Consider the following 24,376-nt stretch of genomic DNA (forward strand, 5'->3'; position numbering starts at 1 on the left):
AAGTTGATATTGAGCGCCCGCGCAGCCGCCATACCCTCTGGCGGCTGCGCGGGCGGCATCGTCGGCGATCGCGGCGGGGCTAGCTCACGCGGCCGTGCGGGTCGGCACGAACTTGAGGTCCACGGTGAGCTCACCGAAGGGGTCGCCCGCGGCGAGTTCGGTGCCGAAGAGCCGGTTGAGGTCCTTGGCCCACTTGTCGGTCAGCTTCATCGGGAATCTGTCGATCTTGTAGCCGAGGATCTTCGGCCGCAGGAGGGCCAGAACGTCGGTGGAGGTGAAGCTGGCCAGCTTGTAGTTCCCATCGGCCGGCTCGCCGTTGATCTTCACCTTGCCGTTGGTGCCGCCCTGCAGGATGTTGAGCCAGAACGGATCCACATCGAACCGGGTGCCGCGTTCGGCGTTGGTGATCGACCAGCCGCCCGGGTAGAAGATCTGCAGCCCGAAGTTGATGTTGTTCTGCTGCATGCCGACCTTCATCGTCAGCGTCCTCCCGTCGGGGACGCTGACCGGGGCGAGGCCGGAGAGCTTGGAGCCCGTCCGCCGCAACTCGTTGTAGAGCTTCTCTCCGAACTGGAAGCGGGCGGCTCCCCACGGGGCGATGTACAGGCCGGGCCCCGGCCGGGGCGGCGGCGGATCGGCGGCGACCGCGGCCGTGGCCGACAGCGTCAGCGAGGCCAGCGTGGCCGCCACCATGACGGCGATTCGCTTGATGCGCATATATGGGACTCCCCTAGATGTTCCTGTCGGCGAACGTGTGCGGCGACAGACTCCGCACGGCTCCCCGTGATCACTCCGTAGCACATGGTTACCATTGACTACTCTCCGCAAACGGCAAGCTCGCTGCGAGCGGGTTCATTCGCGAAAATGGGGGAAGCCCGGCCATGTGGAAGGCGTTCGGCATCCTGCTGACGATCGCGGCGGGGCTCGCCGTGATCGGCCTGATCGGATCGCCCCACCCCGGCTCGCCGACCATGCCAACGACCTCGGCGGGTTTCGTGGCGGCCGCGCAGAGCTACCTCCGCGGCCACCCCGGCCACGCGCAGACCTGGGCCGACCTGGGAAATGCCTACCTGGAGCGCGCCCGCCAGAGCGGCGACGCCTCCTACCAGGACAAGGCGGACGGTGCATTGCGGCGGGCCCTGGCGATCGAGCCCGCCAATGTGGACGCGCTGACCGGCCTCGGAGCCCTGGCCAACGCCCGGCACGACTTCGCCGGGGCACGGCAGTGGGCGGAGCGGGTGACAAGCCTCGATCCGCGGCGCTGGGCCGCCCAGGGCGTCCTGACCGACACGCTGGTCGAACTCGGACAGTACGCAGCCGCGCGGCGGGCGCTACAGCGAATGCTGGATCTGCGGCCGGGAGTCGCCTCCTTCACCCGGGCAGCACACCTGCTCTGGCTGCGGGGAGACGCCGCCCAAGCCCGATCGGTTCTTGAGCGGGCGCTCGCCATGGCCGTCCTCCCGGGCGACATCGCGTACTGCCGGCACCGGCTCGGCGAGCTGGCATCCGAAACGGGCCGGCTGTCCGAAGCCCGCGCCTTCTACGACCAGGCGGCGCGTGCGGGTTTCGCCCCCGCCCTGGCCGGCCGAGCGAGAACGGACGCGGCCTCCGGGCGGCCTGAAGACGCGCTACGCGACTACACGTCCGCGGGCCCACTCCATGCCGTCGAACTGGGCGAACTATACGAATCACTGGGCCGCCACAAGGAAGCCCAAGCCCAGTTCACCCTGTTCGCCGCTCAGCAGCGCCTACAGCCCGACCTCCTCGCCCTGGGCCGCTTCGAGACCGACCACGGCGACCCCGCACAGGCCGTTCGCCACCTGCGAACCGAGTGGGCTCGCCGGAAAAGCGTGGACGTCGCCGACGCCCTCGGCTGGGCGCTCCATCGGTCCGGCCGCAGCGCCGAGGGCCTGCCCTTCGTCCAGCGAGCCGACTCCCTGGGCGGGCAAAACGCACGCTTCGCCTATCACCGAGGCGAGATCGCCCATGCGCTCGGTGCGGTCGACGAGGCTCGGAAACATCTGACGCGCGCACTCGCCATCAACCCTCACCTGGCCGATGCGCAAAGGGCTCTGAAGGCGCGAGGGCGGGGTTCACGGGGACATCATTACTAGACTCTGCGCACATGACGGACATAGATGGGCAGGGGCGTACAGAGCCGCCGGTTGCGGGTGGTGAGGTTGAAACGTTGCTGGGGTTTCTGGATTTTCATCGGGAGACGCTGGCGTGGAAGTGTTCGGGGCTGGGCGCGGAGCAGTTGGGGGTGAGCGTCGGGGTCTCGTCGATGACGTTGGGTGGGATGCTGAAGCATCTGGCTTATGTCGAGGATGCGTGGGTCTCTCAGCGGGTGTACGGGCGGGAGAGGCAGGCTCCGTGGAACGGGGTGGACTGGGCCGCTGATCCGGACTGGGATTGGCATTCGGCGGCTGAGGATTCGCCGGAGGAGCTGCGGGTGCTGTGGGAGGAGTCCGTGGCGCGGTCGCGGGTGGTGATGGCGGAGGCGCTGGCTGAGGGTGGGCTGGAGCAGGTGGCGCGGTGGAGCTGGGCCGATGGGCGGTCGCCTAGTCTGCGGTGGATTCTGGTTCACCTGATCGAGGAGTACGCGCGGCACAACGGGCACGCGGATCTCATCCGGGAGTCGCTGGACGGGATGACCGGGGAGTGAGCCGCTAGCCGAACAGGCGTTCCATGCGGCCGATTTCGGCGCTCTGTTCGGCGATGACGTCGGTGGCCCAGGTGATCACGCGCTCGTGTGAGCCGTCGCGGATCGTGGTTTCCGCCATGGTGATCGCGCCCTTGTGGTGGGCGATCATCAGCTTGACAAAGAGGCTGTCGAAGGCTTCGCCGGTGGCGTTGCGGAGTTCGGTGAGCTGGGCGGGGGTGGCCATGCCGGGCATGGTGGCGTGGTCGGTGTGGTGGTCGGGTTCGCGGAGGCCCTCTTCCTGGAGCCAGGTGGTCATCACCTTGATCTCGGGGCCCTGCGCGTCGTAGATGCGGTCGGCCAGCGACTTCAGGCGGGTGGACTGGGCGCGCTCGGGGGCGAGCGCGGCCATCTCCAGGGCCTGGCGGTGGTGGACGATCATGTCCTGGACGTACCGGACGTCGGTGGCGTTGACCGTGGGGGAGGGGATGGGGGCGACGGTCTGGCCGGGGGTGAGGGTGGCCGCGACCTCGCCGGGTTTGCCGGGGACGATGACGGGGGCGTCGCTGATCACGGTGGGCTCTGGGGGTGACGAGCAGGCCGTCAGCAGCAGGGCGGCGCTCACCAAGACCAGCAAGACTCTGCGCATTTCGGTCCCATGATTGTGCCTGGTCGCGACAGGGAGAGCTGTGCCCACCCGTCCCCCTTTCGGTTGTTCTTGAGGAACCTACGGCCAACGGCTTGTGACAGTAAAGGAGACAGATCGTCAGAAATATGTGACATATTGACGGCTTGCCTGACAGCCTCGGTAAAGAAACGATCAGGATGGTTTGCATCCTCTTTACCCGGAGGTTCCCTTAATGTCCCCCCTCCGCAGGGCGGGGCGTCTGCTCGCCGTGCTCGGCGCCGCTGGAGCTTTGGTGCTCTCGGCGACGCCCGCTCAGGCCGCTGATGTCCTACCCCCCGGCGCGATCGACATGAGCGACAACGTCCAACACGTCGCCAACCTGCCGCGACCCGACCAATTGCTCACCACTATCAACAGCGACATCGCCTTCCAGGGCGACTACGCGTACGTCGGCAACTACGGCGGATTCACCGTCTACGACATCAAGAACCCGAAGAAGCCGAAGCTGGTCAGCTCGGTGCTCTGCCCGGGGTCGCAGATGGACCTCTCCGTCTACGGCAACCTCCTGTTCGGCTCCGTCGACTCCTCCCGCAGCGACGACTCCTGCACCAGCGTGGCCCAGTCGGCCGCGAACAAGGCGTCGTGGGAGGGAATCAGGGTCTTCGACATCAGCGACAAGCGCAACCCGCGCTACGTCAAGTCGATCGAGACCAACTGCGGTTCGCACACGCACACGCTCGTCCCCGGCAAGGACCGCAGGAACGTCTACCTGTACATCTCCTCCTACAGCCCGTCCGCGTCGTTCCCGGACTGCCAGCCGCCGCATGACCTGATCTCGATCGTGAAGGTCCCGCTGCGCGACCCGCAGAACGCGAGCGTCATCGCCACGCCGAACCTGTTCCCCGACGGCGGCAACCCCGGCGACGGCCAGCCGTACCCGAACGGGACCTCGGCGACGAGTGGCTGCCACGACATCACCGCGTACCCGGAGAAGGATCTCGCGGCCGGTGCGTGCATGGGTGAGGGCATCCTGATGGACATCCGCAACCCGGAGGCCCCGAAGGTGCTCGACACCGTACGGGACGACGAGAACTTCGCGTTCTGGCACTCGGCCACCTTCAACAACCGTGGCGACAAGGTCATCTTCACCGACGAGCTCGGCGGCGGCGGCGCGGCGACCTGCAACGAGGCCATCGGTCCTAACCGCGGCGCGAACGCCATCTTCGACATCTCGCGGCGCAACAAGATGACCTTCAAGAGCTACTACAAGATCCCCCGTCACCAGGCGGACACTGAGAACTGTGTGGCGCACAACGGTTCGCTGATCCCGGTGGACGGGCGCGACATCATGGTCCAGGCCTGGTACCAGGGCGGCGTCTCGATCTGGGACTTCAGCGACTCGAGCCACCCGCACGAGATCGGCTACTTCGAGCGCGGCCCGGGTGCCGACCTGTTCGACGGCTATTGGTCGGCGTACTACTACAACGGGTACATCTTCGGATCCGAGTTCTCGCGCGGATTCGACGTTCTGAAGATCGACGACCGCCGTACCAAGGGTGCGAAGGACGTGAAGTACGACATCTTCAACGTTCAGACGCAGCCCGAGTACAAGGAGCGTGGCCACGGCCACGGGCACTGGTGGTAGATCGGCGCTAGTCGGACGGCCCTCGCCCGCAAGGGCGGGGGCCGTTCCGCGCGGCGCGTGCGCGGGTACGACTCCCGAGGACTCGCGCCTCGCTCGTTTTCGGCCAGTCACCTGAGCGTGGCGTGAAAAAGGGGCGGGTACGTCCGGCGCGTCTCTCCCTCTGCGCGCCGGACGTACCCGCCCAACCCCACTGCAGGCGCCCCTTGCCTGCGTCGTCACAGCTGCCCGTGAGAAATGGGGCTAAACATCCCGTTCTCAGACAGGGGGTGCGAATCCCCCCGGAGTCGTCGGTGGCGGCGGAACCGGCTGCTGATAAACAGGCTGATAGGCGGGCGGCGGCTGGTAACTGACGGCCGGTTCCGAATGCGAGGTCGGGGCGGTCGCCTGTCTGGCCCGCTCCAGCCGTACCGACTCGCGGCGGCGGCGCTCGGCCAGGACGGCGGCCAGGTACGCGTGCGGCGGCACGCCCGGCGGCGGCGGGGGCGAGACCACGGCGGCCACCTGGGCGGCGATCCGCTGCCCCATCTCGTACTGGGCGACCGGGTTGAGCTGGTGCCAGCGCGCCAGGTACTGCCGCGCCATCGCGGCCGGCTCCTCGGTCAGCTGGGAGAGCTCCAGGGTGGCCGCCCACCCGGCCAGCCGGGGATGCATCATCGGCGGCGGCCCGTCCTGCCGGGGTCCGCGCTCCGTGATCACGACGGTGCCGGCGAAGAGGTCGCCGAGCCGCTTCCCGCGCGGATGCGCCAGCGAGCAGATCACGGCGGGGGCTCCGCTCAGCGCGAAGATCTCCACCGTCCCGGCCAGCGCCCGGAACATGGCCTGCCGGAACCGCTGCGGGCTGCCGTCGTCGGACACCACCCGCAGCCCCAGGGCCATCTTCCCCGGCGTCCGGCCCAGCGTCAGCGACTCGAAGATCAGCGGATAGCCGACCAGCAGCAACACCAGGAACAGGATGGTGATCGCCTGCAGGATGGAGTCGTCCAGCCCGAGGTCACTCCAGAGCAGGGTGAGCAGGAAGACCGCCCCCAGCGCCAGCCCCACCTGGATGGCCAGGTCGATGAGACGCGCGCCGGCCCGGATCGGCAGCTGGGCGATCTGAACGTCGACGACGACGGCATCACCGGTCACAACATCGGACACATCCCGAACCCTACTAGGCTCCACATCGTGGACATCGACGCATTCGTGACCGCTCATCAGCCCACCTGGAACCGGCTGGAGCGCCTGGTGCGGCGGCGGCGTGAGCTGAACGGCGCCGAGATCGACGAACTGGTCGATCTGTACCAGCGGGTCGCCACCCATCTGTCCATCGTGCGGTCGGCGTCCCGCGACCCGATGCTGATCGGCCGGCTGTCGGCGCTGGTGGCCCGGGCCCGCGCCACGGTGACCGGCGCGCACGCGCCCGCCTGGCGGGAGTTCGTCAAGTTCTGGACGGTGTCGTTCCCCGTCGTGGTGTACCAGACCAGGCGCTGGTGGCTGTGGACGGCGGTGGCCTTCGCCGTGGTGTCGGTGCTGTTCGGCGCCTGGGTGGCCGGGAATCCTGAGGTACGCGCCGCGATCGGCACCCCGGAGGAGATCAGGCAGCTGGTCGAGCACGACTTCGCGGACTACTACCGCGAGAACCCGGCCGGCTCGTTCGCCACCCACGTCTGGCTGAACAACGCCTGGGTGGCCGCGCAGTGCATCGCCTCGGCCGTGCTGATGGGCCTGCCCATCCCGTGGATTCTGTACTCCAACGCCGCCAACGTGGGCGTGTCAGGCGGCCTGATGATCGACGCCGGGCGCGGAGACGTGTTCTTCGGCCTGATCACCCCGCACGGGCTGCTGGAGCTCACCGCCGTGCTGCTGGCGGCGGCGGCCGGCATGCGGGTCGGCTGGGCCGTGGTCGCCCCGGGGCACCGCCCGCGCGGCCAGGTCCTGGCCGAGCAGGGCCGCGCGGTGATGACCGTGGTCGTCGGCCTGATCGTGGTGCTGCTGGTGGCCGGCCTGATCGAGGGCCTGGTGACCCCGTCCCCGCTGCCCACCTGGGCCAGGATCGGCATCGGCGTGCTCGCCGAGGCCGCCTTCCTGGGCTACGTGCTCGTCTTCGGCCGCCGCGCGGCGCTCGCGGGCGAGACCGGCGACATCGAGAACGCCCCGGACTACGCCCCCGCGAGCTGAACTCAGAGCCTCCCGGCGGCCTTCAGCGCCAGATAGGCGTCGGCGAGTGCGGGTGCGGCGTCCTCGGGCAGCGCGTCGACCACCTCCACGCCGTGGCGGCGCAGCAGCGCGGTGATCCGCCGCCGTTCGCCGCGCAGCTTCTCGGCCGCCGCCGCGTCGTACACTCGCTCCGCGCTGTCCCGCCCGGCCGCCAGTTCGGCCACCCGGGGGTCGGCCACGGCCGCCACCAGCACCTGGTGCCGCGCCGACAGCCGGGGCAGCACCGGCAGCAGTCCCTCCTCCAGGGCGGCCGCGTTCAGGTCGGTGAGCAGCACCACCAGGCAGCGCCGCCGGGCCCTGGTCAGCACCGCCGCGACCATGGCCGGCGCGTCCGCCTCGACCAGTTCGGCCTCCAGCGGCGCCATCGCGTTCACCACCGAAGGGAGCATCTCGGTCCTGGACGCCCCGGACACCCAGGCCCGGACCGTCCGGTCGTGGGCCAGGAAGTCCACCCGGTCCCCGGCCTTGGCGGCCAGCGCGGCCAGCAGCAGCGCCGCGTCCATCGACCAGTCCAGCCGCGGCCACCCGGTCGGGTCCCCGGAGGTCGGGTCCACCCCGACCCGGCCGGCCGAGGTGCGGCCGGTGTCCAGCACGATCAGCACCCGCCGGTCCCGCTCGGGCCGCCAGGTGCGCACCACCACGTCGTGCCGCCGCGCGGTGGCCCGCCAGTCGATCGAGCGCACGTCGTCGCCGACCACGTACTCCCGCAGCGAGTCGAACTCGGTGCCCTGGCCGCGGACCAGCGCCGGATGCCGGCCGTCCAGCTCGCGCAGGCGGGCCAGCCGGGACGGCAGGTGGCGGCGGCTCAGGAACGGCGGCAGCACCCGGATCGACCACGGCACGTGGTGCGAGCCCTGCCGGGCGGCGATGCCGAGCGGGCCGAGCGCCCGCACGGTGACCGTCACCGCCTGGTGGTCGCCGCGCCGCAGCGGGCTCAGCCGGGACACGATCCGCTGGCGCCGGCCGGGCCGCACGTCCACCGGCTGCTCCCGGGGAGCGGCCCGGACGCTGGGCGCCCAGGCGTCCCGCAGCCGCCCGCGCACCCGCCGCGCCCCCGGGTTCTCCACCAGCAGGGTCACCTCGATCGAGTCGCCGAGCCGGAGCGCGGTCTCGCCCTGGCGCTGGAAGCGCAGCGCGCGCACGCTCCCGGCCAGCGCCAGGTCCACGCCGATCAGCACGGCCAGCAGGCCGAGCAGCAGCGCGAAGACCAGGCCCGGCCGGGGGGCCAGCACCACCAGGACCGCCCCGACGAGGGCGATCAGCCCGGCTCTGCGGGTCAGTGCCACGCGGGGCTCACCTCGGCACGGGGACGGCGGCCAGCACGCCGTCCAGCAGGCCGTCCGGCGTCGCGCCCTCCAGCTCCGCCTCGGGCCGCAGCTGGATCCGGTGCCGCAGCGCCGGCCTGGCCAGCGCCTTCACGTCGTCCGGCGTCACGTAGGTACGGCCGGACAGCCACCCCCAGGCGCGGGCCGCCGCCAGCAGCGCGGTCGCGCCACGCGGCGAGACGCCCAGCTGGAGCGAGGGCGACTGCCGGGTGGCCCTGGCGATGTCCACGATGTAGCCGAGCACCTCGGGGGAGACGTGCACCTGCCGGACCGCGTCCCGCCCGGCCGCCAGGTCCGCGGCCGAAGCCACCGGCTTGATCTCGGTCAGGTCGCGCGGGTCGAAGCCGCGGGCGTGCCGGTCCAGCACCGCGATCTCCTGGTCCCTGGGCGGCAGCGGCACGGTCAGCTTGAGCAGGAACCGGTCCAGCTGGGCCTCGGGCAGCTGGTAGGTGCCCTCGTACTCGATCGGGTTCTGGGTGGCGGCCACGATGAAGGGGTCGGGCAGCGAACGGGCCGAACCCTCGACGCTGACCTGCCGCTCCTCCATCGCCTCCAGCAGCGCGGCCTGCGTCTTCGGCGGCGTCCTGTTGATCTCGTCGGCCAGCAGCAGGTTGGTGAAGACCGGGCCCTCGTGGAACGCGAACGCGGTCGTCTTGGCGTCGTAGACCAGCGAGCCGGTGATGTCGCCCGGCATCAGGTCCGGGGTGAACTGGACCCGCTTGAAGTCGAGCGAGAGGGCCGCGCCCAGGGTGCGCACCAGGAGGGTCTTGGCCACGCCGGGCACGCCCTCCAGGAGCACGTGGCCCCGGCAGAGCAGCGCGATCACCAGGCCGGTGACGACGGCGTCCTGGCCGACCACCGCCTTGGCGACCTCCGCGCGGAGCGCGGCCAGCGCCTCCCTGGAGGCGTCGGGTGTCGTCACGAGTCTCTAACCTGCCTTTCGAGTGTGTCGAGATGCCGGGCCAGCGCGACCAGCTGGGTGTCGTCGGCGGGTGCGGGGCCGTACAGGGCGTGCCGGATCTGTCCGGCATCCTGCCCGATCCGTACGGCTATCGCGGCCACGATCGCGTCCGGCGTGCTGGCCGGGGTGAGCCCCAGCCGGGGAACGATGCGGTCCAGGGTGGCGGCGCGCAGCGCGTGCCCGGCCCGGTCGCGGGCGCGGCGCGCCCGGTAGAGACGGCCCCGGCCCTCCGCGGTCTCGGCGGCGCGGACCACCACCGGGAGTTTCTCGGTCACCACCGGGCCGAGCCGACGGCCCTGCGCGATCGCGATCAGGCCGACCGCCACGATCAGGCTCCAGACCAGCCAGCCGACCTGGTCGGGGACGAGCTCCTCCAGGGTCGCCGTGGGCTGGTCGCCCTGCGGCAGCCGGGGCGCGAACCAGGTCACCCGGGGGTGGGCGCCGACCAGGTTGACGGCCAGGGCGGCGTTGCCGTCCTCGATCAGCCTGCCGTTGGTCATGAAGTCGCCGGAGCCGACGATGGTGGTGGTCCTGCCGTTCGGCCGGTATCGGATCAGCGAGCCTTCGTAGCAGCGCGCGTCCGGGCCGGTGACCTGGTAGGCGGTGCCGCCCATGCGGGCGCTGCCGGCCTGGACGGCCTCGCGCAGGCCGCAGGTGGGTTCGCGGCTTCTGGCCGGGTCGTAGTCGCCTTCGCTGACGCCGGGAGCCAGCTCGTCCAGGACCAGGTCCATCGGGCCGATCAGCAGCAGGTCACCGGGCAGCTCGGAGATCCGGTCCAGCAGGTCCTCGCCCATCAGGTATTCGGGCCGGGTCAGCACCACCAGCGAATCGGGCGTCGCGATCTCCCTGGCCTCCTGCACTGTGCGCACCTGCTCGACCCGCACGCCCTGGTCGGCCAGGAGCGCGGCCAGCGCGTGCGCGCCGCCGGGGCCGGTGCCCTCGGCGTCCAGGTAGCCGCCGGGGCGGGGGGTGGACACGGTGACCATGAGCATGGCGACCACGACGATCACCAGCAGCAGGCCGAGCGCGCCGCGCCAGGTGCGCCACCGATCGCGGATCCGCGGTGAGGTGGGCCGGCTCATCCGGCCACCAGGATCGGCCGGGCCTGCCGCAGGCTCTCGTCCAGCGCGGCCAGCCTGGCGTAACCGTCAGGCGTGCCGGGCGTCTCCCCGTAGGTCACGTCGTCGAAGTGCCGGGCGGCGGCGGCCAGTTCGGCCGCGAACGCGGGCAGCGCGCGCCCGGCCTCGGTGGCGAACTCGGCGGCGGTGCGGCCGGGCTGGCCGTCCACGATGGCGCGTTCCTCCAGGTCACGGGCGATGGCGCGGAGCCGTTCCCGGACCGCGGCGGCCCACTCCTGCCGCTGCGCGTGCGCCTCCGCGGCGGCCCGGTGCTCGGCGGCCGACCGGATCTGCTCGTCGTACAGTTCGGCCGCGCCGGAGGCGGCCCTGGTCGCCCTGGTGGCGGCGCGCAGCAGCAGGACGGCCAGCCCGGCCACGACCAGGACCAGCACGAACAGCGCGGCCCAGCCGCCGGGCACGCCCTCGGCCGCCCGAAACAGCTCGTCCAGCCGCTCGAAGGCCCACTCGACCAGCCGGTCCCACCACGATTGCCTCGGATACATCGGCTTGGCCAGTTCGCGGATCGCCGCGTCCCTGGCGGCCTCCCGGCCGAGATCGACCGGGACGTCCAGCAGGGTGGTCACTGCGGCCAGTACCCCGGCGGGCGGTGGCCGGAGCCGTACGCCGGATGCCAGAGGTCCTGCGGCCCGGTGGGCATGCCGCCGCGCTGCCGTTCCAGCGCCTCGGTCTGCAGGACCAGGTCGAACGCTTCGGCCCGCATCCGCCGGTCGGCGTAGAGCAGGGCGTTCACGGCGGCCGAGAACGGGCTGGAGAGGGTCGCGCCGATGATGGCCCCGATGGTGGCCAGCCCCGTCGACAGGTACAGGCCGGAGGTGAACTCCTCCAGGCTGGTGGCGTCCCCGCCGGGGAGCGCGCTGCCCGCGATCTGGAAGGGCGCGGCGACCGCGAGCTGGATCAGGAAGACGATGAGCCCGGTCAGCAGCAGGATGCCGAACACCCGCCAGAAGTCCCCGCGGACCAGCCGGAACGACCGGGAGATGGCGGCGAACACGCCGATCCGCTCCAGCACGACCGCCGGTCCTGCCAGGCTCATCTTGGTGTAGAAGAAGACCGCGCCGACCACGCCGCCGACGAAGAGCAGGAAGCCGACCAGCACGATCGCGCCGGTCGGCGCCCCGATCCCGGCCAGCACGACGATCACCAGGAACGGGAACAGGAAGATGCCGAACACCACCAGGGTCTGCAGCAGGCCGAGCCCCAGCAGCGGCAGCACCCGCCCGGCGGTCTGCCGCCAGGCCTCCCCGATGGTGATCGACTCACCGAACACCGACCGCCCGACCACGCTGGTCAGCATGCCGGTCAGCACCACCATGGCGATCACGGACACGATCACGCTGAGCAGCGTCCCGCCGAGGAATCCCGCGATCGGGCCCAGGATCTGCCCCGGGTCGTCTTCCAGCGTCCGCTCGTCGATCGAGGCCAGGTCGGTCAGCGGGACGATGGTGACCATCTGGATCCCGAACGCGACCAGCTGGCTGATGGTCACCACGACCGCGGAGAGCCCGAGCGTCGCCTTCGGATCGGTCCGGATGGCCGCCATCGCGCCATTGAACATGTCGCCCATGGTCAGCGGGCGCAGCGGAATGATGCCCGGCTTCAGTACCGGCGCGCCATATGGGTTGTATGGCAGCTGCGGATAGGGCTGCTGGGGCGGGTAGGGCTGATACGGCATTTGCCCCGGTGGCGGGGGCGGCGGCGGAGGCTGCTGACCGGGGGCCGCCCAGGAACCCGGGTCGGGCACGCCGTACGCGGGGGGCTGCTGAGCCGCCCATCCGGGCGGCGGGTTCTCAGGGGGACCGTCTGTCATGTCCCAATCCTGGCATGATGTACGGCTACCCGGAGTCCTCCGTATGGGGAAACCATGAACCCGGGATGGCAGAAACGCGCTGTCGAAGCGCAGACTTGGAACGTGACCACACCATGGAGTTCCCGCGAACTCGGCCTTATACGGTCAGATCATCGCGCGTTCCCCCACAAGCCCCTAAACTCCATCCTTTGTCATGGTCGTGTATCACCCAGGTGGTGGTCGCGGGTAACCTTCCCATAAACCCGGAAAATCCACCCCATACCTCCCAAACTGCGCTAAGAACGAATGAGGGGCCATGAAAGGACGCGTGCTGGTCGTCGACGACGACGCCGCTCTCGCCGAGATGCTCGGCATCGTGTTGCGCGGAGAAGGGTTTGAGCCGTCGTTCGTGTCCGACGGCGACAAGGCGCTCGACGCGTTCCGCGACACCCGCCCGGATCTGGTCCTGCTCGACCTGATGCTGCCCGGCGCGGACGGCATCGACGTCTGCCGCCGGATCAGGGCCGAATCCGGGGTGCCGATCGTCATGCTCACCGCCAAGAGCGACACCATCGACGTGGTGCTCGGGCTGGAGTCGGGCGCGGACGATTACATCGTCAAGCCGTTCAAGCCGAAGGAACTGGTGGCGCGGGTGCGGGCGCGGCTGCGCCGGACCGACGAGCCGACGCCGGAAATACTGCAGATAGGGGACATCACCATTGATGTCGCCGGGCACTCGGTGAAGCGGCTCGACGAGACCATCAACCTCACGCCGCTGGAGTTCGACCTGCTGGTCGCGCTGGCGCGCAAGCCGCGGCAGGTGTTCACCCGGGAGGTCCTGCTGGAGCAGGTCTGGGGCTACCGGCACGCGGCCGACACCCGGCTGGTCAACGTGCACGTGCAGCGGCTGCGGGCGAAGATAGAGAAGGACCCGGAGCATCCGGAGATCGTGGTGACCGTGCGGGGCGTCGGGTACAAGGCCGGCCCCGCGTAGCCGTACCAGCGCATGCCTCCCCCCTCGGCGTCGGCTTCAGGGCGGAACCTGTCGGGTTCCGCCCTTAAAGCGCGCGGCAAGAAGCCGAGGCGCACGTTCCGGCAGATCGCGCGCGGGGTGCGGCGGCGGGCGCGGCGGTGGGCCGGGCGGGTGCGGAGCGCCTACCGGCGCTCCCTGCAGCTGCGGGTGGTGACCAGCACGATGGTCATCTCGATGGTCGTGGTGGCCGTGCTGGGCGTGTTCCTGTTCCAGTCGATCACCGAGACGATGATCGACGGGCGGACCCGGGCGGCGACGGCGGAGGCGAAGGCCAACGTGGCCAGCGTCGCCGGATACTTCACCGTTTCGCAGAACGATGTGCCGCCGAAGGGCGGCGACGAGGCGGCCGCCCCCATCAGCCCGGTCGAACTCGCCGCCCGCGACCTGGCCGAACGGGCCGGCTCCCGGTACGACGTGATCATCCTCAACCAGGGCCAGGTCGGCCAGGACCGCGCCACCGGCAGCATCGACGCGGCCAGCGTGCCCGACCGGCTCCGCCGCGACCTCAAGAAGAACGGCTCCACGCTCAACTGGCGGCAGCCCGCCACCCTGCGCTACCTGGACAACGCCAAACCCAACCAGATCGGCTTCGTGGTCGGCTCGCTGGTCTACGGCTCCGAGGGCGTCTACGAGATCTACCACCTGTTCCCGCTCCAGGAAGAGGAGGAGACCCTCTCCTCGGTCCTGCAGCTGCTGGTCATCGTGGGCGCCGGCCTGGTGCTGCTGCTCGCCGCCATCGCCTCCCTGGTCACCCGCCAGGTCGTCACCCCGGTCCGGCTGGCCCGCCAGGCCGCGGAACGGCTGGCCTCCGGCCGCCTGGAGGAACGCCTCAAGGTCCGCGGCGAGGACGACCTGGCCCGGCTGGCCACCTCCTTCAACGAGATGGCCAGCAACCTGGCCCTCAAGATCCACCAGCTGGAGGAGCTCTCCCAGGTGCAGCGCCAGTTCGTGTCCGACGTCTCGCACGAGCTGCGCACCCCGCTGACCACCGTCCGGATGGCCGCCGACCTGCTGTATGAGGCCCGCGAGGACTTCGACCCGATGGCCAGCCGCTCGGCCGAGCTGATGCAGGCCCAGCTCAACCGCTTCGAGTCGATGCTGGCCGACCTGCTGGAGATCAGCAGGTACGACGCCGGCGCGGCCACCCTCGACCTGGAGTCGGTGGACATGCGCGACGTGGTGCTGCGCGCCGTCGGCGACTCCGAGGCGCTGGCCGAGCGGCACGTCACCCGGTTCGAGCTGCGGCTGCCCAACGAGCCGTGCATGGCCGAGTGCGACAGCCGCCGGGTCGAGCGCATCCTGCGCAACCTGCTGTTCAACGCGATCGAGCACGGCGAGGGCAAGGACATCGTGGTCGCGCTCGGCGCCGATCGGGACGCGGTGGCGGTCGCCGTCCGCGACCACGGGGTGGGGCTGCGGCACGGCGAGGAGAACATGGTCTTCGACCGGTTCTGGCGGGCCGACCCGTCCCGGGCCAGGACCATCGGCGGCACCGGCCTCGGGCTCGCCATCTCCCGCGAGGACGCGATCCTGCACGGCGGCTGGCTGCAGGCCTGGGGCTCGCCCGGGGAAGGCACCCAGTTCCGGCTGTCGCTGCCCCGGCTCGCCGGGACCGAACTGAAGGGCTCGCCGTTGCCGCTCGTCCCGCCCGAGGTGGAGATGCGGCGGACCTGGCGCGGGCACGCGACGCCCGCGCTGTCGGCCGCGACGGGCGAGTCTGGGGTGTTCGATGTCGACTAAACGCCGCTATCTGGCCGGGCTGGTCGCGCTGGGGGCGATATCGGCGTGCACCATCGTGCCGTCCAGCGGCAACCCCACCACCGTGGACAAGGAGGATGGCGGCAGCGATCCGCTGAGCCAGCCCTACGTCCGCGTCATCGCCACCGAGCCCAAGCCGGACGCCACCCCGGTGGAGATCGTGCAGGGTTTCCAGGCGGCCATGGCCGGGTTCGACGACACCAGCCGGGTGATCGCCAGGAAGTACCTTACCCCCGAGGCGCAGGCGAAGTGGAATCCGGCCGAGGCCGACGCCGTCATCTGCGACTGCAAGTTCACCGCCTCCGAGCTGCCGGAGCCGGACGCCACCGAGTACACCCTGCCGATCAAGGGCAAGAAGATCGCCACCATCGATCCGCAGGGCCGCTACCACGCCATCGGGACCGACGTGGAGAGCAGCGAGCGCATCGCGCTGGTCAAGCTGAACGGCCAGTGGCGGATCTCGGCCGCGCCGCCAGGACTGCTGCTGCGGCCGGACGACCTGTCCCGGGCTTACCGTTCGGTGACTCTCTACTACCCCGACGTCGGCAGCGTCGGGCTGGTCGCCGACCGGGTCCGGCTGCCCATCGACCCCGTACGCGGCTTCCCCGAGTCGCTGATCGAACGCCTGCTGCGCGGGCCCAGCAAACCGCTCGCCGACGGCGTGCAGAACACCTTCCCGCGTGGCACGGAACTGCACGACATCCGGGTCGAGGACGACGCCGTGGTGATGGACTTCAGCGGCCAATTGGCCGAACTGGCCGCCTTCCCCGAGCGGCTGCAGGTGATGAAGGCCCAGCTGGCCTGGACCTTCAGCGCGGTCGCCAACCAGCCGATCGTGGTGACCGTCAACGGTGAGCCGTTCCCCGGCGGCGGCCTGCGCTTCCAGCGCGGCGAGTACGTCGGCTACGACCCGGCCGGGCTCCCCAACGACGCCCTCGGCTACTACGTGCACGACGGCAGGCTGATGAAGCAGCCGCGCACCGGCACCGAGGAGCCGCAGCCGGTGCCGGGCGTGGCCGGCCAGCCCAACCAGGCCTTCAGCAACCCCGCCCTGGCCGAGACCCCCTACACCCGGGTGGCCGCGCTCCGCCCGGAACCCGGCATCTGGGTCGCCGACCTGGTCGACGGCAGCCAGTGGCAGCGCTGGATCACCGCCGAGGGCAGACTCACCCCGCCGTCCTGGGACCGGTACGGCGAGGTCTGGTCGGTCGAGAGCACCGGCACCCTGGTCAACCCCGGCGCCCGGGTCTGGCGGGCCAGGGACGGCCAGGCCATCCCGGTCAGCGCGCCCGACCTGGAGTCGGTGGACGTGAAGGCGTTCCGGGTGGCCAGGGACGGAGTCAGGACCGCGATCATCTCCGACGGCGGGGCCGGCGAGAGCGTGCAGATCGGCGTGATCGTCCGGCTCGGCGACTACCGCGTCGGCGGCCTGGAGACCCTGGTCCCGCCGGAGGAGGGCCGGACCATCGTCGACATCGCCTGGCAGGACGACGGGACGCTGGTGGTCCTCAGCGAGAAGGCCAAGCAGCAGTCGCTGGCGGTCTACTCGATCGCGGGCGGCGGCGACCCGGAGACGCCGACCGTGGACAAGCGGGTCAGCTCGATCACGGCCGCGCCCGGCCACATGCTCGCGGTTGACGAGGACGGCGCGCTCCGCACCTGGGGCGACACGAAGTGGGCGACCACCATCAAGTCGGGCGTGACGTACGTGCTCTACCCGCTGGGCTGAGCTTTCTGTCGGTGCCGACCGGCAGGGTGGGCGGGTGCTCGCCGCCCTGCTCGATCTGATCCTGCCGGCACGCTGCGCCGGGTGTGGAGTCCCTGGTGAGCCGGTCTGCCCGGTGTGCACGGCGCTGATGTGCGCCGAGCCGAGGCCGCGACCGCCGGAGAATCCGCCGCCCGGGTTGCCGGAGTGCTGGGCGGCGGCCGAGTACGCGGGGGCGGTGCGGCGGGTGCTGCTGGCTCACAAGGAACGCGGAAGGGTGACCCTCGCGCCCGCGTTGGGTGCCGCTCTGGCCGGGACTCTGGCGGTGGCGATGGGCCGGTCGCGGCGGGAGGCGCAATTGGTGCCCGTGCCGAGCGCCCGCGCCGCGACCCGCCGCCGGGGACACGATCCGGTGCGCTGGATGGCGGCCCTGGCCGTACCCGAGCTGCGGGCCGCCGGCTGGCCGGTCACGCTCGCGCCGGTGCTGCGGCCACGGCGGCGGGTGGCCGATCAGGCGGGGCTGAGCGCGCCCGAGCGGGCCGCGAACCTGGCCGGTGGGTTTGTGGCTCGGCCCGGTCCGACAGGCCCCCCAGGGCGCCCGCTGGCCGTCCTGATCGACGATGTGGTGACCACCGGCGCGACCCTGGCCGCCGCGGCGGCGGCGTTGCGCGCGGCGGGCCTGGAAACGCCGCTCGCGGTGACGGTCGCGGCCACCAGGAAGCGGGCGACCGCAACGCGACACGCCCGGGATGATCGAAATTTGGGACGTGACCGTAGGTAAAGAAACAGTTAAATAACGGTCTGGCCGAATGGCTACACCTCCATGGCCAAACCACGCCAGCCCCCCTGGTCAGACGGGTTGACTGACGTTCGCATAGAGGAGGCAACCTCACCAAACACTGGCGAGTCCTACCCACGCCACCGCCACGGAAAATCACCGAACGTGATCTTCCAGGAGAGGCTACGGCTGACATTCGGGCCGGTAGCGACTAGCGTTCAGGACATGGCACCCGTCCGGGTCCGTGGTTGCGCCGGACCGACTCCGACCCTCCCCGCTCGCGTGCGGGCGGAGCGGGTCTCGGTCTGGCTAGCCGATGCCAGCCGCAGGCTAAACGGTCCACGTAAGGCGACTCTTGGTCGACCGATCACGGTGCGGCTTAGAGGTAAGTCCTGCCTTCCCGGGGGTCCAGATGTCCCCCGCCAGAAGAGAAGGGCAGTAGTGGCAAAGGCCGCGAACCCCTCAGCAGGCGGATGTGGGGACGAAGACCAGGTCGGCCGGGCGGGTGTTCCTTCATGTCAGTCGAGAGGCGAAGGGGGGCTTTTGCGTGGACATCATCGTCAAGGGACGGCACACCGGAGTGAGTGACCGATTCCGTGATCACGTGACGACCAAGCTGGCCAGAATCGAGCGTCTGGACAACAAACTCATCCGCGTGGACGTGGAAGTGTCCAAGGAGCGGAATCCGCGGATGGCGGATCAGCGAGAGCGAGTGGAACTCACCATCCACTGCAAGGGCCCGGCGATCCGAGCCGAGGCGGCGGCCGACGACCGGTTCGCGGCCCTCGACATCGCCCTCGGCAAACTCGAGTCACGGCTGCGCCGGCTCAGTGACCGGCGCAAGATCCATCACGGGAAGAACGCCCCGCCCTCGGTGGCCGAGCTCACCGCGGCCCTGGCCGACGTGAACCAGGAGGCCGACTCGACGCGGTCCTCCGCAGCCGAGCCAGAACGCAAGTACGAGTACGTCCCACCGCAGAAGCGCAACGGCTATTCCGAGCCCATCATCCCGATCGAGCAGGACGGCGACGGTCCGCTGGTCGTCCGGGAGAAGTTCCACCAGGCCGACCCGATCACCATCGACCAGGCGCTCCTGGAGATGGAACTCGTCGGCCACGACTTCTTCCTGTTCCGCGACAAGGAGGGCGGGCAGCCCAGCGTCGTGTACCGGCGCCATGGCTACGACTACGGCGTGCTCCGGCTCGTCGAAAGCTGACCTGTTCTCCGCCTACCCTTCATCGAAGTAACCGGCGCCCCACACCAGCTGATGGTGCGGGGCGCCCGGGGCTGTGCCGCACTATGTAGATCGGAACATGAAGATCCTCGCCAGGCCTGGACGCCGTGTCATGATGGCGATCCAGCGACCTTGGCCCCCCACGAGGAGGAGCTGTGAGTGAGCGCAGCGAGCGAGACGAGGTGGCCCGCTCTGCTGGTCGTAACGAAGCTGGTCGTGCCGAGCCGATCCGGGTCCTGATCGTCGACGACCATTCGCTGATCCGGCGCAGCCTGGAGCTGGCGCTGGCGGCGGAGGAGGACATCGAGGTGGTGGGGGAGGCGAGCGACGGCCAGGAGGCCATCGAGCTCGCTGAACGCCTGCTCCCCGACGTGGTGCTGATGGACGTGCGCATGCCCCGCAGGGACGGCATCCAGGCGACCCGGGGCATCAAGGAGAGCATGCCGACCACGCGGATCATCATGCTCACCGCGAGCGACGAGGAAGAGGACCTGTTCGAGGCCTTCAAGGCCGGCGCCACCGGCTACCTGCTCAAGGACGTCCAGATCGACGAGGTCCCCGACGCCGTCCGCGGCGTGCACGGCGGCCAGTCCTTCATCAATCCCGCCATGGCGACCAAACTGATCACCGAATTCGCCAGCATCAGCCGCAAGGAAGCCGAGCGGCCGCCCCAGCTCCCGGTCCCCCGCCTCACCGAGCGGGAGATGGAAGTCCTCCGCCTGGTCGCCAAGGGCATGAACAACCGCGAAATCGCGAAGGAACTCTTCATCTCAGAGAACACCGTCAAGAACCACGTCCGCAACATCCTGGAGAAGCTCCAGCTGCACTCCCGGATGGAAGCGGTCGTCTACGCGGTCAGGGAACGCCTCCTGGAGATCACCTGACCCGGTCGATCCGGACGTCGGTGCAGTTGACCCAGGTGGCGGCCTCGGCCAGGGCCGCATGCACGGCGTCCAGGGACTTGGTCCCGGGTTCGAGCGTGACCTGGCGGGCGATGAGGGTGTTCCCTTCGCGCGCCGGGTCGACCCGGGCGACGAGCCTGCCGCCGGAGAGGACCGGCATGGCGAAGTAGCCGTGCACGCGCTTGTCCTTCGGCACATACGCCTCCAGGCGGTGGGTCATGCCGAAGACGCGTTCGGTCCGGGCGCGGTCCCAGACGAGGGAGTCGAACGGGGAGAGCAAGGTCGTGCGGTGCCGGCCCCTGGGCTCCCCGCCGGCCAGCGCGGCCGGGTCGGCCCAGGCGTTCGGGGTGGTGCTGCGGGCGGCCGGGAGGCCGGTCATGGTGACGCCGGTGGTGCGGTCGGAGGCGCGCCGGGTCCTGGCCGGCGGCCAGCCGGCCACGTGCACGGGGACCAGGCCGGTGGCGCCGCTGTGCAGGGCCTCGTCCAGCAGCGCCGCGTGCTGCCCTTTGACGCGGGTGTAGTCGACCAGGTCGGCGCGGGTGGCGACGGCCAGGGACTCGCCGGCGATCCGGGTGAGCCGGGCGACGGCCTCGGCGTCGGTGAGCTCGGTCTCGCGCAGGTGCCCGGGGACGGTGCGTTCTGCCAGGTCGTAGACGCGGCGCCAGCCGACTCGCTTGACGCAGACGACCTCGCCGATGTCGAGCAGGAACTCGATGGCGATCTTGGAGTCGGACCAGTCCCACCAGGGGCCGCCGTTCTTGGCGCCGCCGATGTCGGTGGTGGTCACCGGGCCGTCGGCGCGGACCCGGTCCAGGACCTTGTCGATGGTGGGGGGCACCTCGTGCCAGCGGAAGCGGCGGTCCCGGAAGGCCTGGCGGCGGAAGCCGTAGAGCGGCCAGTGTTCGAGGGGGAGGACGCAGGCGGCGTGGCACCAGTACTCGAAGGCGTCGCCGCTCCAGTAGGCCCGTTCGACCGTGGCGCGGCCGACGGCGCCCAGCCGGGCGTAGGCCACCAGTTCGTGCGAGCGGGCCAGCACCGAGATGGTGTCCAGCTGGACGGCGCCGAGGCGGCGCAGCATCGCGGGGGCGCCGCCGCGCCGGCCTTCCGCGCCCAGGAAGCCCTGGGCGCGCAGGATCAGCCGCCGGGCCTCGTCGGCTGTCAGATCACGCACCGAGTCCATCACAGACCCGATGCTAGGACCCGCGACCGACAAAACGACTACACCGGTTTCGGACCGGCCCGATTAGCCCTGATATTTCGGGACTAATTCAATTCGTTGAGGGCCTTCTGCTCAAGTTTGTGCTCGTGCGGGGAGTGGTGCTCCTGCGCCGCCAGCGCCCGGGGCGCGTCCACGATCACGTCCGAGAAGATGTCGAAGACCAGCGCGAGCAGGCCGCCGACCGCGCAGATGCCCACGCCGACCCAGACGAACAGCCAGTTGGGGCTGCCGCCGAGCCCGGTCAGCGCCACCCCGCCGACGGTGAAGCCGATGAGGATGACGGAGACGGCGAGCCACGATTTGGCGCTGCCCCCGTGACTGCCCTGGTGCGCAGTTTCTGCCATATCCGCTACCTACCTGACCCGCCCCGCCGGAACACGGAGCCTCGTTCGTACGTTTGTCAGGGTTGAGCCTATCGACATGCCCCGTCGGTATGCCCCTGGGTCCTCCGCTCCGCCCGCACCCGGCGTCAGACAGCTGTGTCGGGTGGCTGTGTCCGGTGGTGGAACGGCCTACGATGGCAGCGGGGAAGTATGTCTTGTCCTCAACCCCGGTGGATGCGCCGGGGTAGACCTGCGAGGAGCTTTACTAACAGTGGCAGCCATTCTCGACAAGATTCTTCGCGCCGGCGAAGGCAAGACTCTGCGTAAGCTCAAGCGCCTCGCCGAGCAGGTCAATTCCATTGAAGAAGATTTCAAGGCCCTCACCGACGCCGAGCTGCGCGAGCTTACCGCGGACTACAGGCAGCGGCACGAGGCCGGCGAATCCCTCGACGACCTGCTTCCCGAGGCCTTCGCGACCGTGCGCGAGGCGGCCCGCCGGGTGCTCGGCCAGCGGCACTTCGACGTGCAGATCATGGGCGGCGCGAACCTCCACATGGGCAACATCTCCGAGATGCGCACCGGTGAGGGCAAGACCCTGACCTGTACGCTCCCGGCCTACCTGAACGCCATCGCCGGCAAGGGCGTGCACGTCGTCACGGTCAACGACTACCTGGCCAAGCGCGACGCCGAGACCATGGGCCGGGTGCACCGTTTCCTCGGCCTCGAGGTCGGCGTGATCCTGGCCAACATGCCGCCGGACGAGCGCCGCAAGCAGTACAACGCCGACATCACGTACGGGACGAACAACGAGTTCGGCTTCGACTACCTGCGTGACAACATGGCCCAGTCCATCGAGGAGTGCGTGCAGCGCGGGCACAACTACGCGATCGTCGACGAGGTGGACTCGATCCTCATCGACGAGGCGCGGACCCCGCTGATCATCTCCGGGCCCGGCGAGCAGTCCGGCAAGTGGTATGCCGAGTTCTCCAAGATCGTGCCGAGGCTCCGCAGGGGCGCCGAGGGCAAGGACGGCGAGGACAGCACCGGCGACTACGTCGTCGACGAGAAGAAGCGCACCGTCGGCATCCTGGAGACGGGCGTCGAGAAGGTCGAGGACATCCTCGGCATCGACAACCTGTACAAGCCCGAGCACACCCATCTGGTGCAGTTCCTGAACAACGCCCTCAAGGCCAAGGAACTGTTCAAGAAGGACAAGGACTACATCGTCGTCGACGGCGAGGTGCTGATCGTCGACGAGTTCACCGGCCGCGTGCTGCACGGCCGGCGCTACAACGAGGGCATGCACCAGGCCATCGAGGCCAAGGAAAGCGTCAAGGTCAAGGACGAGAACCAGACCCTGGCCACCATCACGCTGCAGAACTACTTCCGGTTGTACGGCAAGCTCGCCGGCATGACCGGAACCGCCGCCACCGAGGCGAACGAGTTCCACCAGACGTACAAGCTGGGCGTCGTCCCCGTCCCGACCAACATGCCGATGGTCCGCAAGGACCAGGCCGACGTGGTCTACAAGAGCGAGGACGCCAAGTTCCAGGCGTGCGTGGACGACATCAAGATCCGGTTCGAGAAGGGCCAGCCGGTCCTGGTCGGCACCACCAGCGTGGAGAAGTCCGAGCGGCTCTCCCGGATGCTGAAGCGCCAGGGCGTCCGGCACGAGGTGCTGAACGCGAAGAACCACGCCCGCGAGGCCGCGATCATCGCCGAGGCGGGCCGGAAGGCCGCGGTCACGGTGGCCACCAACATGGCCGGCCGAGGCACCGACATCATGCTCGGCGGCAACCCCGAGTTCCGCGCCGACCTGGAGCTGCGCCAGCGCGGCCTGGACCCGGTGGAGACTCCGGAGGAGTACGAGAAGGCCTGGCCCGAGGCGCTGGAGAAGGCCAAGGAGGCCGTCTCGGCCGAGCACGAGGAGGTCGTCTCGATCGGCGGGCTCTACGTGCTGGGCACCGAGCGGCACGAGTCGCGCCGCATCGACAACCAGCTCCGCGGCCGGTCCGGCCGGCAGGGCGACCCCGGCGAGTCCCGCTTCTACCTGTCCCTTGAGGACGACCTGATGCGGCTGTTCAACTCGGCCAGGGTCGAGATGATCATGACCAGGCTGAACATCCCCGAGGACCAGCCGATCGAGTCGGGCATCGTCTCCAAGGCCATCGCCTCCGCCCAGCACCAGGTGGAGCAGCAGAACTTCGAGATCCGCAAGAACGTCCTCAAGTACGACGAGGTGATGAACCGCCAGCGCAAGGTGATCTACGCCGAGCGCCAGCGGGTGCTGGAGGGCGCCGACCTGCACGAGCAGGTGCGCACCTTCATCGGCGAAGTGGTCGACGACTACGTCAAGGGCGCCACCGCCGAGGGCTTCTCCGAGGAGTGGGACCTCGACAAGCTGTGGAAGGCGTTCGCCGAGCTCTACCCGGTGAAGACCACCTCCGCCGAGCTGATCGAGGAGGCCGGCGGTTCGCTGGGCGACCTTGAGGCGAACTTCGTGGCGGACAAGATGAAGGGCGACGCCCTCACCGCCTACGACCGGCGCGAGGCCGACACCGGCGCTCCCGTGCTGCGGCACGTCGAGCGGCAGGTCATCCTCTCGGTCATCGACCGCAAGTGGCGCGAGCACCTCTACGAGATGGACTATCTCCAGGAGGGCATCGGCATGCGCGCCTACGCCCAGAAGGACCCGCTGATCGAGTATCAGCGGGAGGGCTACGAGATGTTCGCCGCGATGCTGGAAGGCATCAAGGAGGAGTCGGTCCGCTGGCTGTTCAACGTGCAGATCGAGGTTCAGGAGAACCCGATCAGCTACGAGTCCGGCGAGGCGGAGGGCGACACGGCCGTCGCGGAGGCGAGTTCGATCATCGCCAAGGCGCTCAGGCGGCCCTCCAAGCCCGCTGAGATGATCTACTCGGCGCCTGGTGAGGGCGGCGAGGTCGAGGTCAACCGGGTGCGTTCGACGCCGGAGCAGCGGGCCGCCTACGGGAACGTGGAGCGGAACGCGCCGTGCCCGTGCGGGTCCGGCAAGAAGTACAAGCGCTGCCACGGGGACCCGAAGCACGCGTCCGCGTAACACGTGGTGCCGAAGCCCGCG

The 24,376-nt window shown here is 70.0% G+C and carries 21 protein-coding genes; 11 read left to right on the top strand and 10 right to left on the bottom strand.

All coding sequences use genetic code 11. The features are described from left to right. Nucleotides 1-84: 84 nt before the first annotated feature. On the bottom strand, nucleotides 85-717 hold the full coding sequence (locus Acor_RS24170) for a hypothetical protein (RefSeq protein ID WP_155339023.1): 633 nt from the start codon (nucleotides 715-717) through the stop codon (nucleotides 85-87). Between the two features lie 164 nt (nucleotides 718-881). Here Acor_RS24170 and Acor_RS24175 point away from each other — a divergent pair, with 164 nt between their 5' ends. Further along, nucleotides 882-2,114 carry a tetratricopeptide repeat protein gene (locus Acor_RS24175; protein ID WP_155339024.1) on the top strand — a complete coding sequence of 411 codons (1,233 nt, stop codon included), beginning with the start codon at nucleotides 882-884 and terminating at the stop codon, nucleotides 2,112-2,114. 74 nt (nucleotides 2,115-2,188) lie between these two features. After that, complete coding sequence (locus tag Acor_RS24180; RefSeq protein ID WP_246239045.1) at nucleotides 2,189-2,665, top strand: DinB family protein; 477 nt, start codon at nucleotides 2,189-2,191, stop codon at nucleotides 2,663-2,665. A 4-nt stretch (nucleotides 2,666-2,669) separates the two neighbouring features. Here the strand turns inward: Acor_RS24180 and Acor_RS24185 are convergent, their stop codons facing one another. Continuing rightward, entirely contained in the window at nucleotides 2,670-3,290 is a 621-nt protein-coding gene (locus tag Acor_RS24185; RefSeq protein WP_155339026.1) for a DUF305 domain-containing protein, read from the bottom strand. Nucleotides 3,291-3,501: 211 nt separating this feature from the next. Here Acor_RS24185 and Acor_RS24190 point away from each other — a divergent pair, with 211 nt between their 5' ends. Beyond that, nucleotides 3,502-4,914, top strand: a complete 1,413-nt coding sequence (locus tag Acor_RS24190; RefSeq protein ID WP_155339027.1) for an LVIVD repeat-containing protein — start codon at nucleotides 3,502-3,504, stop codon at nucleotides 4,912-4,914. 255 nt (nucleotides 4,915-5,169) lie between these two features. Here Acor_RS24190 and Acor_RS24195 read toward each other — a convergent pair whose 3' ends face one another. Further along, a complete protein-coding gene (locus Acor_RS24195; RefSeq protein WP_246239046.1) occupies nucleotides 5,170-6,054 on the bottom strand; it encodes an RDD family protein in 885 nt (294 codons plus the stop codon). A gap of 27 nt (nucleotides 6,055-6,081) precedes the next feature. On the opposite strand from Acor_RS24195, the gene Acor_RS24200 reads away from it, so the two are divergent. Further along, on the top strand, nucleotides 6,082-7,074 hold the full coding sequence (locus tag Acor_RS24200; RefSeq protein WP_155339029.1) for a stage II sporulation protein M: 993 nt from the start codon (nucleotides 6,082-6,084) through the stop codon (nucleotides 7,072-7,074). Nucleotides 7,075-7,076: 2 nt separating this feature from the next. Here Acor_RS24200 and Acor_RS24205 read toward each other — a convergent pair whose 3' ends face one another. Genes Acor_RS24205 through Acor_RS24225 form a run of 5 tightly spaced genes read right to left on the bottom strand, consistent with a single transcriptional unit; the run spans nucleotide 7,077 to nucleotide 12,345 of the window. Then, nucleotides 7,077-8,399, bottom strand: a complete 1,323-nt coding sequence (locus Acor_RS24205; protein ID WP_155339030.1) for a DUF58 domain-containing protein — start codon at nucleotides 8,397-8,399, stop codon at nucleotides 7,077-7,079. 7 nt (nucleotides 8,400-8,406) lie between these two features. Beyond that, nucleotides 8,407-9,360 (bottom strand): AAA family ATPase, encoded by a 954-nt coding sequence (locus Acor_RS24210; protein ID WP_155339031.1) that lies wholly within the window; start codon nucleotides 9,358-9,360, stop codon nucleotides 8,407-8,409. Further along, nucleotides 9,357-10,481, bottom strand: a complete 1,125-nt coding sequence (locus Acor_RS24215) for a DUF4350 domain-containing protein (protein ID WP_155339032.1) — start codon at nucleotides 10,479-10,481, stop codon at nucleotides 9,357-9,359. Before Acor_RS24215 ends, Acor_RS24210 begins: the two co-directional genes overlap by 4 nt. After that, a complete protein-coding gene (locus tag Acor_RS24220) occupies nucleotides 10,478-11,101 on the bottom strand; it encodes a DUF4129 domain-containing protein (RefSeq protein WP_246239047.1) in 624 nt (207 codons plus the stop codon). The genes Acor_RS24215 and Acor_RS24220 overlap by 4 nt, the downstream gene beginning before the upstream one ends. Continuing rightward, complete coding sequence (locus Acor_RS24225; RefSeq protein ID WP_155339033.1) at nucleotides 11,098-12,345, bottom strand: DUF7847 domain-containing protein; 1,248 nt, start codon at nucleotides 12,343-12,345, stop codon at nucleotides 11,098-11,100. Before Acor_RS24225 ends, Acor_RS24220 begins: the two co-directional genes overlap by 4 nt. Before the next feature lie 295 nt (nucleotides 12,346-12,640). On the opposite strand from Acor_RS24225, the gene mtrA reads away from it, so the two are divergent. From mtrA to Acor_RS24255, 6 genes are all read left to right on the top strand, one after another. After that, the gene (gene mtrA, locus Acor_RS24230) at nucleotides 12,641-13,318 is read left to right on the top strand and encodes an MtrAB system response regulator MtrA (protein WP_155339034.1); all 678 of its coding nucleotides are present in this window, start codon (nucleotides 12,641-12,643) and stop codon (nucleotides 13,316-13,318) included. A gap of 12 nt (nucleotides 13,319-13,330) precedes the next feature. After that, nucleotides 13,331-15,097: an MtrAB system histidine kinase MtrB gene (gene mtrB / locus Acor_RS24235; RefSeq protein WP_155339035.1), complete on the top strand. Its 1,767-nt coding sequence runs from the start codon at nucleotides 13,331-13,333 to the stop codon at nucleotides 15,095-15,097. Continuing rightward, complete coding sequence (locus tag Acor_RS24240) at nucleotides 15,087-16,844, top strand: LpqB family beta-propeller domain-containing protein (protein WP_155339036.1); 1,758 nt, start codon at nucleotides 15,087-15,089, stop codon at nucleotides 16,842-16,844. The genes mtrB and Acor_RS24240 overlap by 11 nt, the downstream gene beginning before the upstream one ends. Before the next feature lie 34 nt (nucleotides 16,845-16,878). Further along, complete coding sequence (locus Acor_RS24245; protein WP_155339037.1) at nucleotides 16,879-17,601, top strand: ComF family protein; 723 nt, start codon at nucleotides 16,879-16,881, stop codon at nucleotides 17,599-17,601. Between the two features lie 544 nt (nucleotides 17,602-18,145). Further along, a complete protein-coding gene (hpf, locus tag Acor_RS24250; protein ID WP_155339038.1) occupies nucleotides 18,146-18,814 on the top strand; it encodes a ribosome hibernation-promoting factor, HPF/YfiA family in 669 nt (222 codons plus the stop codon). A gap of 173 nt (nucleotides 18,815-18,987) precedes the next feature. Then, nucleotides 18,988-19,716 carry a response regulator gene (locus tag Acor_RS24255; RefSeq protein ID WP_170317056.1) on the top strand — a complete coding sequence of 243 codons (729 nt, stop codon included), beginning with the start codon at nucleotides 18,988-18,990 and terminating at the stop codon, nucleotides 19,714-19,716. On the opposite strand, the gene Acor_RS24260 is transcribed toward Acor_RS24255, so the two are convergent. Further along, entirely contained in the window at nucleotides 19,709-20,914 is a 1,206-nt protein-coding gene (locus Acor_RS24260) for a winged helix-turn-helix domain-containing protein (RefSeq protein ID WP_155339100.1), read from the bottom strand. The genes Acor_RS24255 and Acor_RS24260 overlap by 8 nt on opposite strands. A gap of 83 nt (nucleotides 20,915-20,997) precedes the next feature. Continuing rightward, nucleotides 20,998-21,297: an HGxxPAAW family protein gene (locus tag Acor_RS24265; RefSeq protein ID WP_155339039.1), complete on the bottom strand. Its 300-nt coding sequence runs from the start codon at nucleotides 21,295-21,297 to the stop codon at nucleotides 20,998-21,000. Between the two features lie 250 nt (nucleotides 21,298-21,547). Here Acor_RS24265 and secA point away from each other — a divergent pair, with 250 nt between their 5' ends. Further along, nucleotides 21,548-24,355, top strand: coding sequence for a preprotein translocase subunit SecA (gene secA, locus Acor_RS24270; protein WP_155339040.1), 2,808 nt, complete (start codon nucleotides 21,548-21,550; stop codon nucleotides 24,353-24,355). Nucleotides 24,356-24,376: the final 21 nt, after the last annotated feature.

The sequence above is a fragment of the Acrocarpospora corrugata genome (genome assembly GCF_009687845.1).
GTDB lineage: Bacteria > Actinomycetota > Actinomycetes > Streptosporangiales > Streptosporangiaceae > Acrocarpospora > Acrocarpospora corrugata.

Bases quoted from the DNA above. Each gene is read 5' to 3' on its own strand.
- Acor_RS24190 (WP_155339027.1), top strand. From the start codon at position 3,502: ATGTCCCCCCTCCGCAGGGCGGGGCGTCTGCTCGCCGTGCTCGGCGCC.
- Acor_RS24215 (WP_155339032.1), bottom strand. From the start codon at position 10,481: ATGAGCCGGCCCACCTCACCGCGGATCCGCGATCGGTGGCGCACCTGG.
- Acor_RS24225 (WP_155339033.1), bottom strand. From the start codon at position 12,345: ATGACAGACGGTCCCCCTGAGAACCCGCCGCCCGGATGGGCGGCTCAG.
- Acor_RS24265 (WP_155339039.1), bottom strand. From the start codon at position 21,297: ATGGCAGAAACTGCGCACCAGGGCAGTCACGGGGGCAGCGCCAAATCG.
- Acor_RS24185 (WP_155339026.1), bottom strand. From the start codon at position 3,290: ATGCGCAGAGTCTTGCTGGTCTTGGTGAGCGCCGCCCTGCTGCTGACG.
- Acor_RS24175 (WP_155339024.1), top strand. From the start codon at position 882: ATGTGGAAGGCGTTCGGCATCCTGCTGACGATCGCGGCGGGGCTCGCC.
- Acor_RS24170 (WP_155339023.1), bottom strand. From the start codon at position 717: ATGCGCATCAAGCGAATCGCCGTCATGGTGGCGGCCACGCTGGCCTCG.
- Acor_RS24260 (WP_155339100.1), bottom strand. From the start codon at position 20,914: ATGGACTCGGTGCGTGATCTGACAGCCGACGAGGCCCGGCGGCTGATC.
- Acor_RS24240 (WP_155339036.1), top strand. From the start codon at position 15,087: ATGTCGACTAAACGCCGCTATCTGGCCGGGCTGGTCGCGCTGGGGGCG.
- mtrB (WP_155339035.1), top strand. From the start codon at position 13,331: ATGCCTCCCCCCTCGGCGTCGGCTTCAGGGCGGAACCTGTCGGGTTCC.
- mtrA (WP_155339034.1), top strand. From the start codon at position 12,641: ATGAAAGGACGCGTGCTGGTCGTCGACGACGACGCCGCTCTCGCCGAG.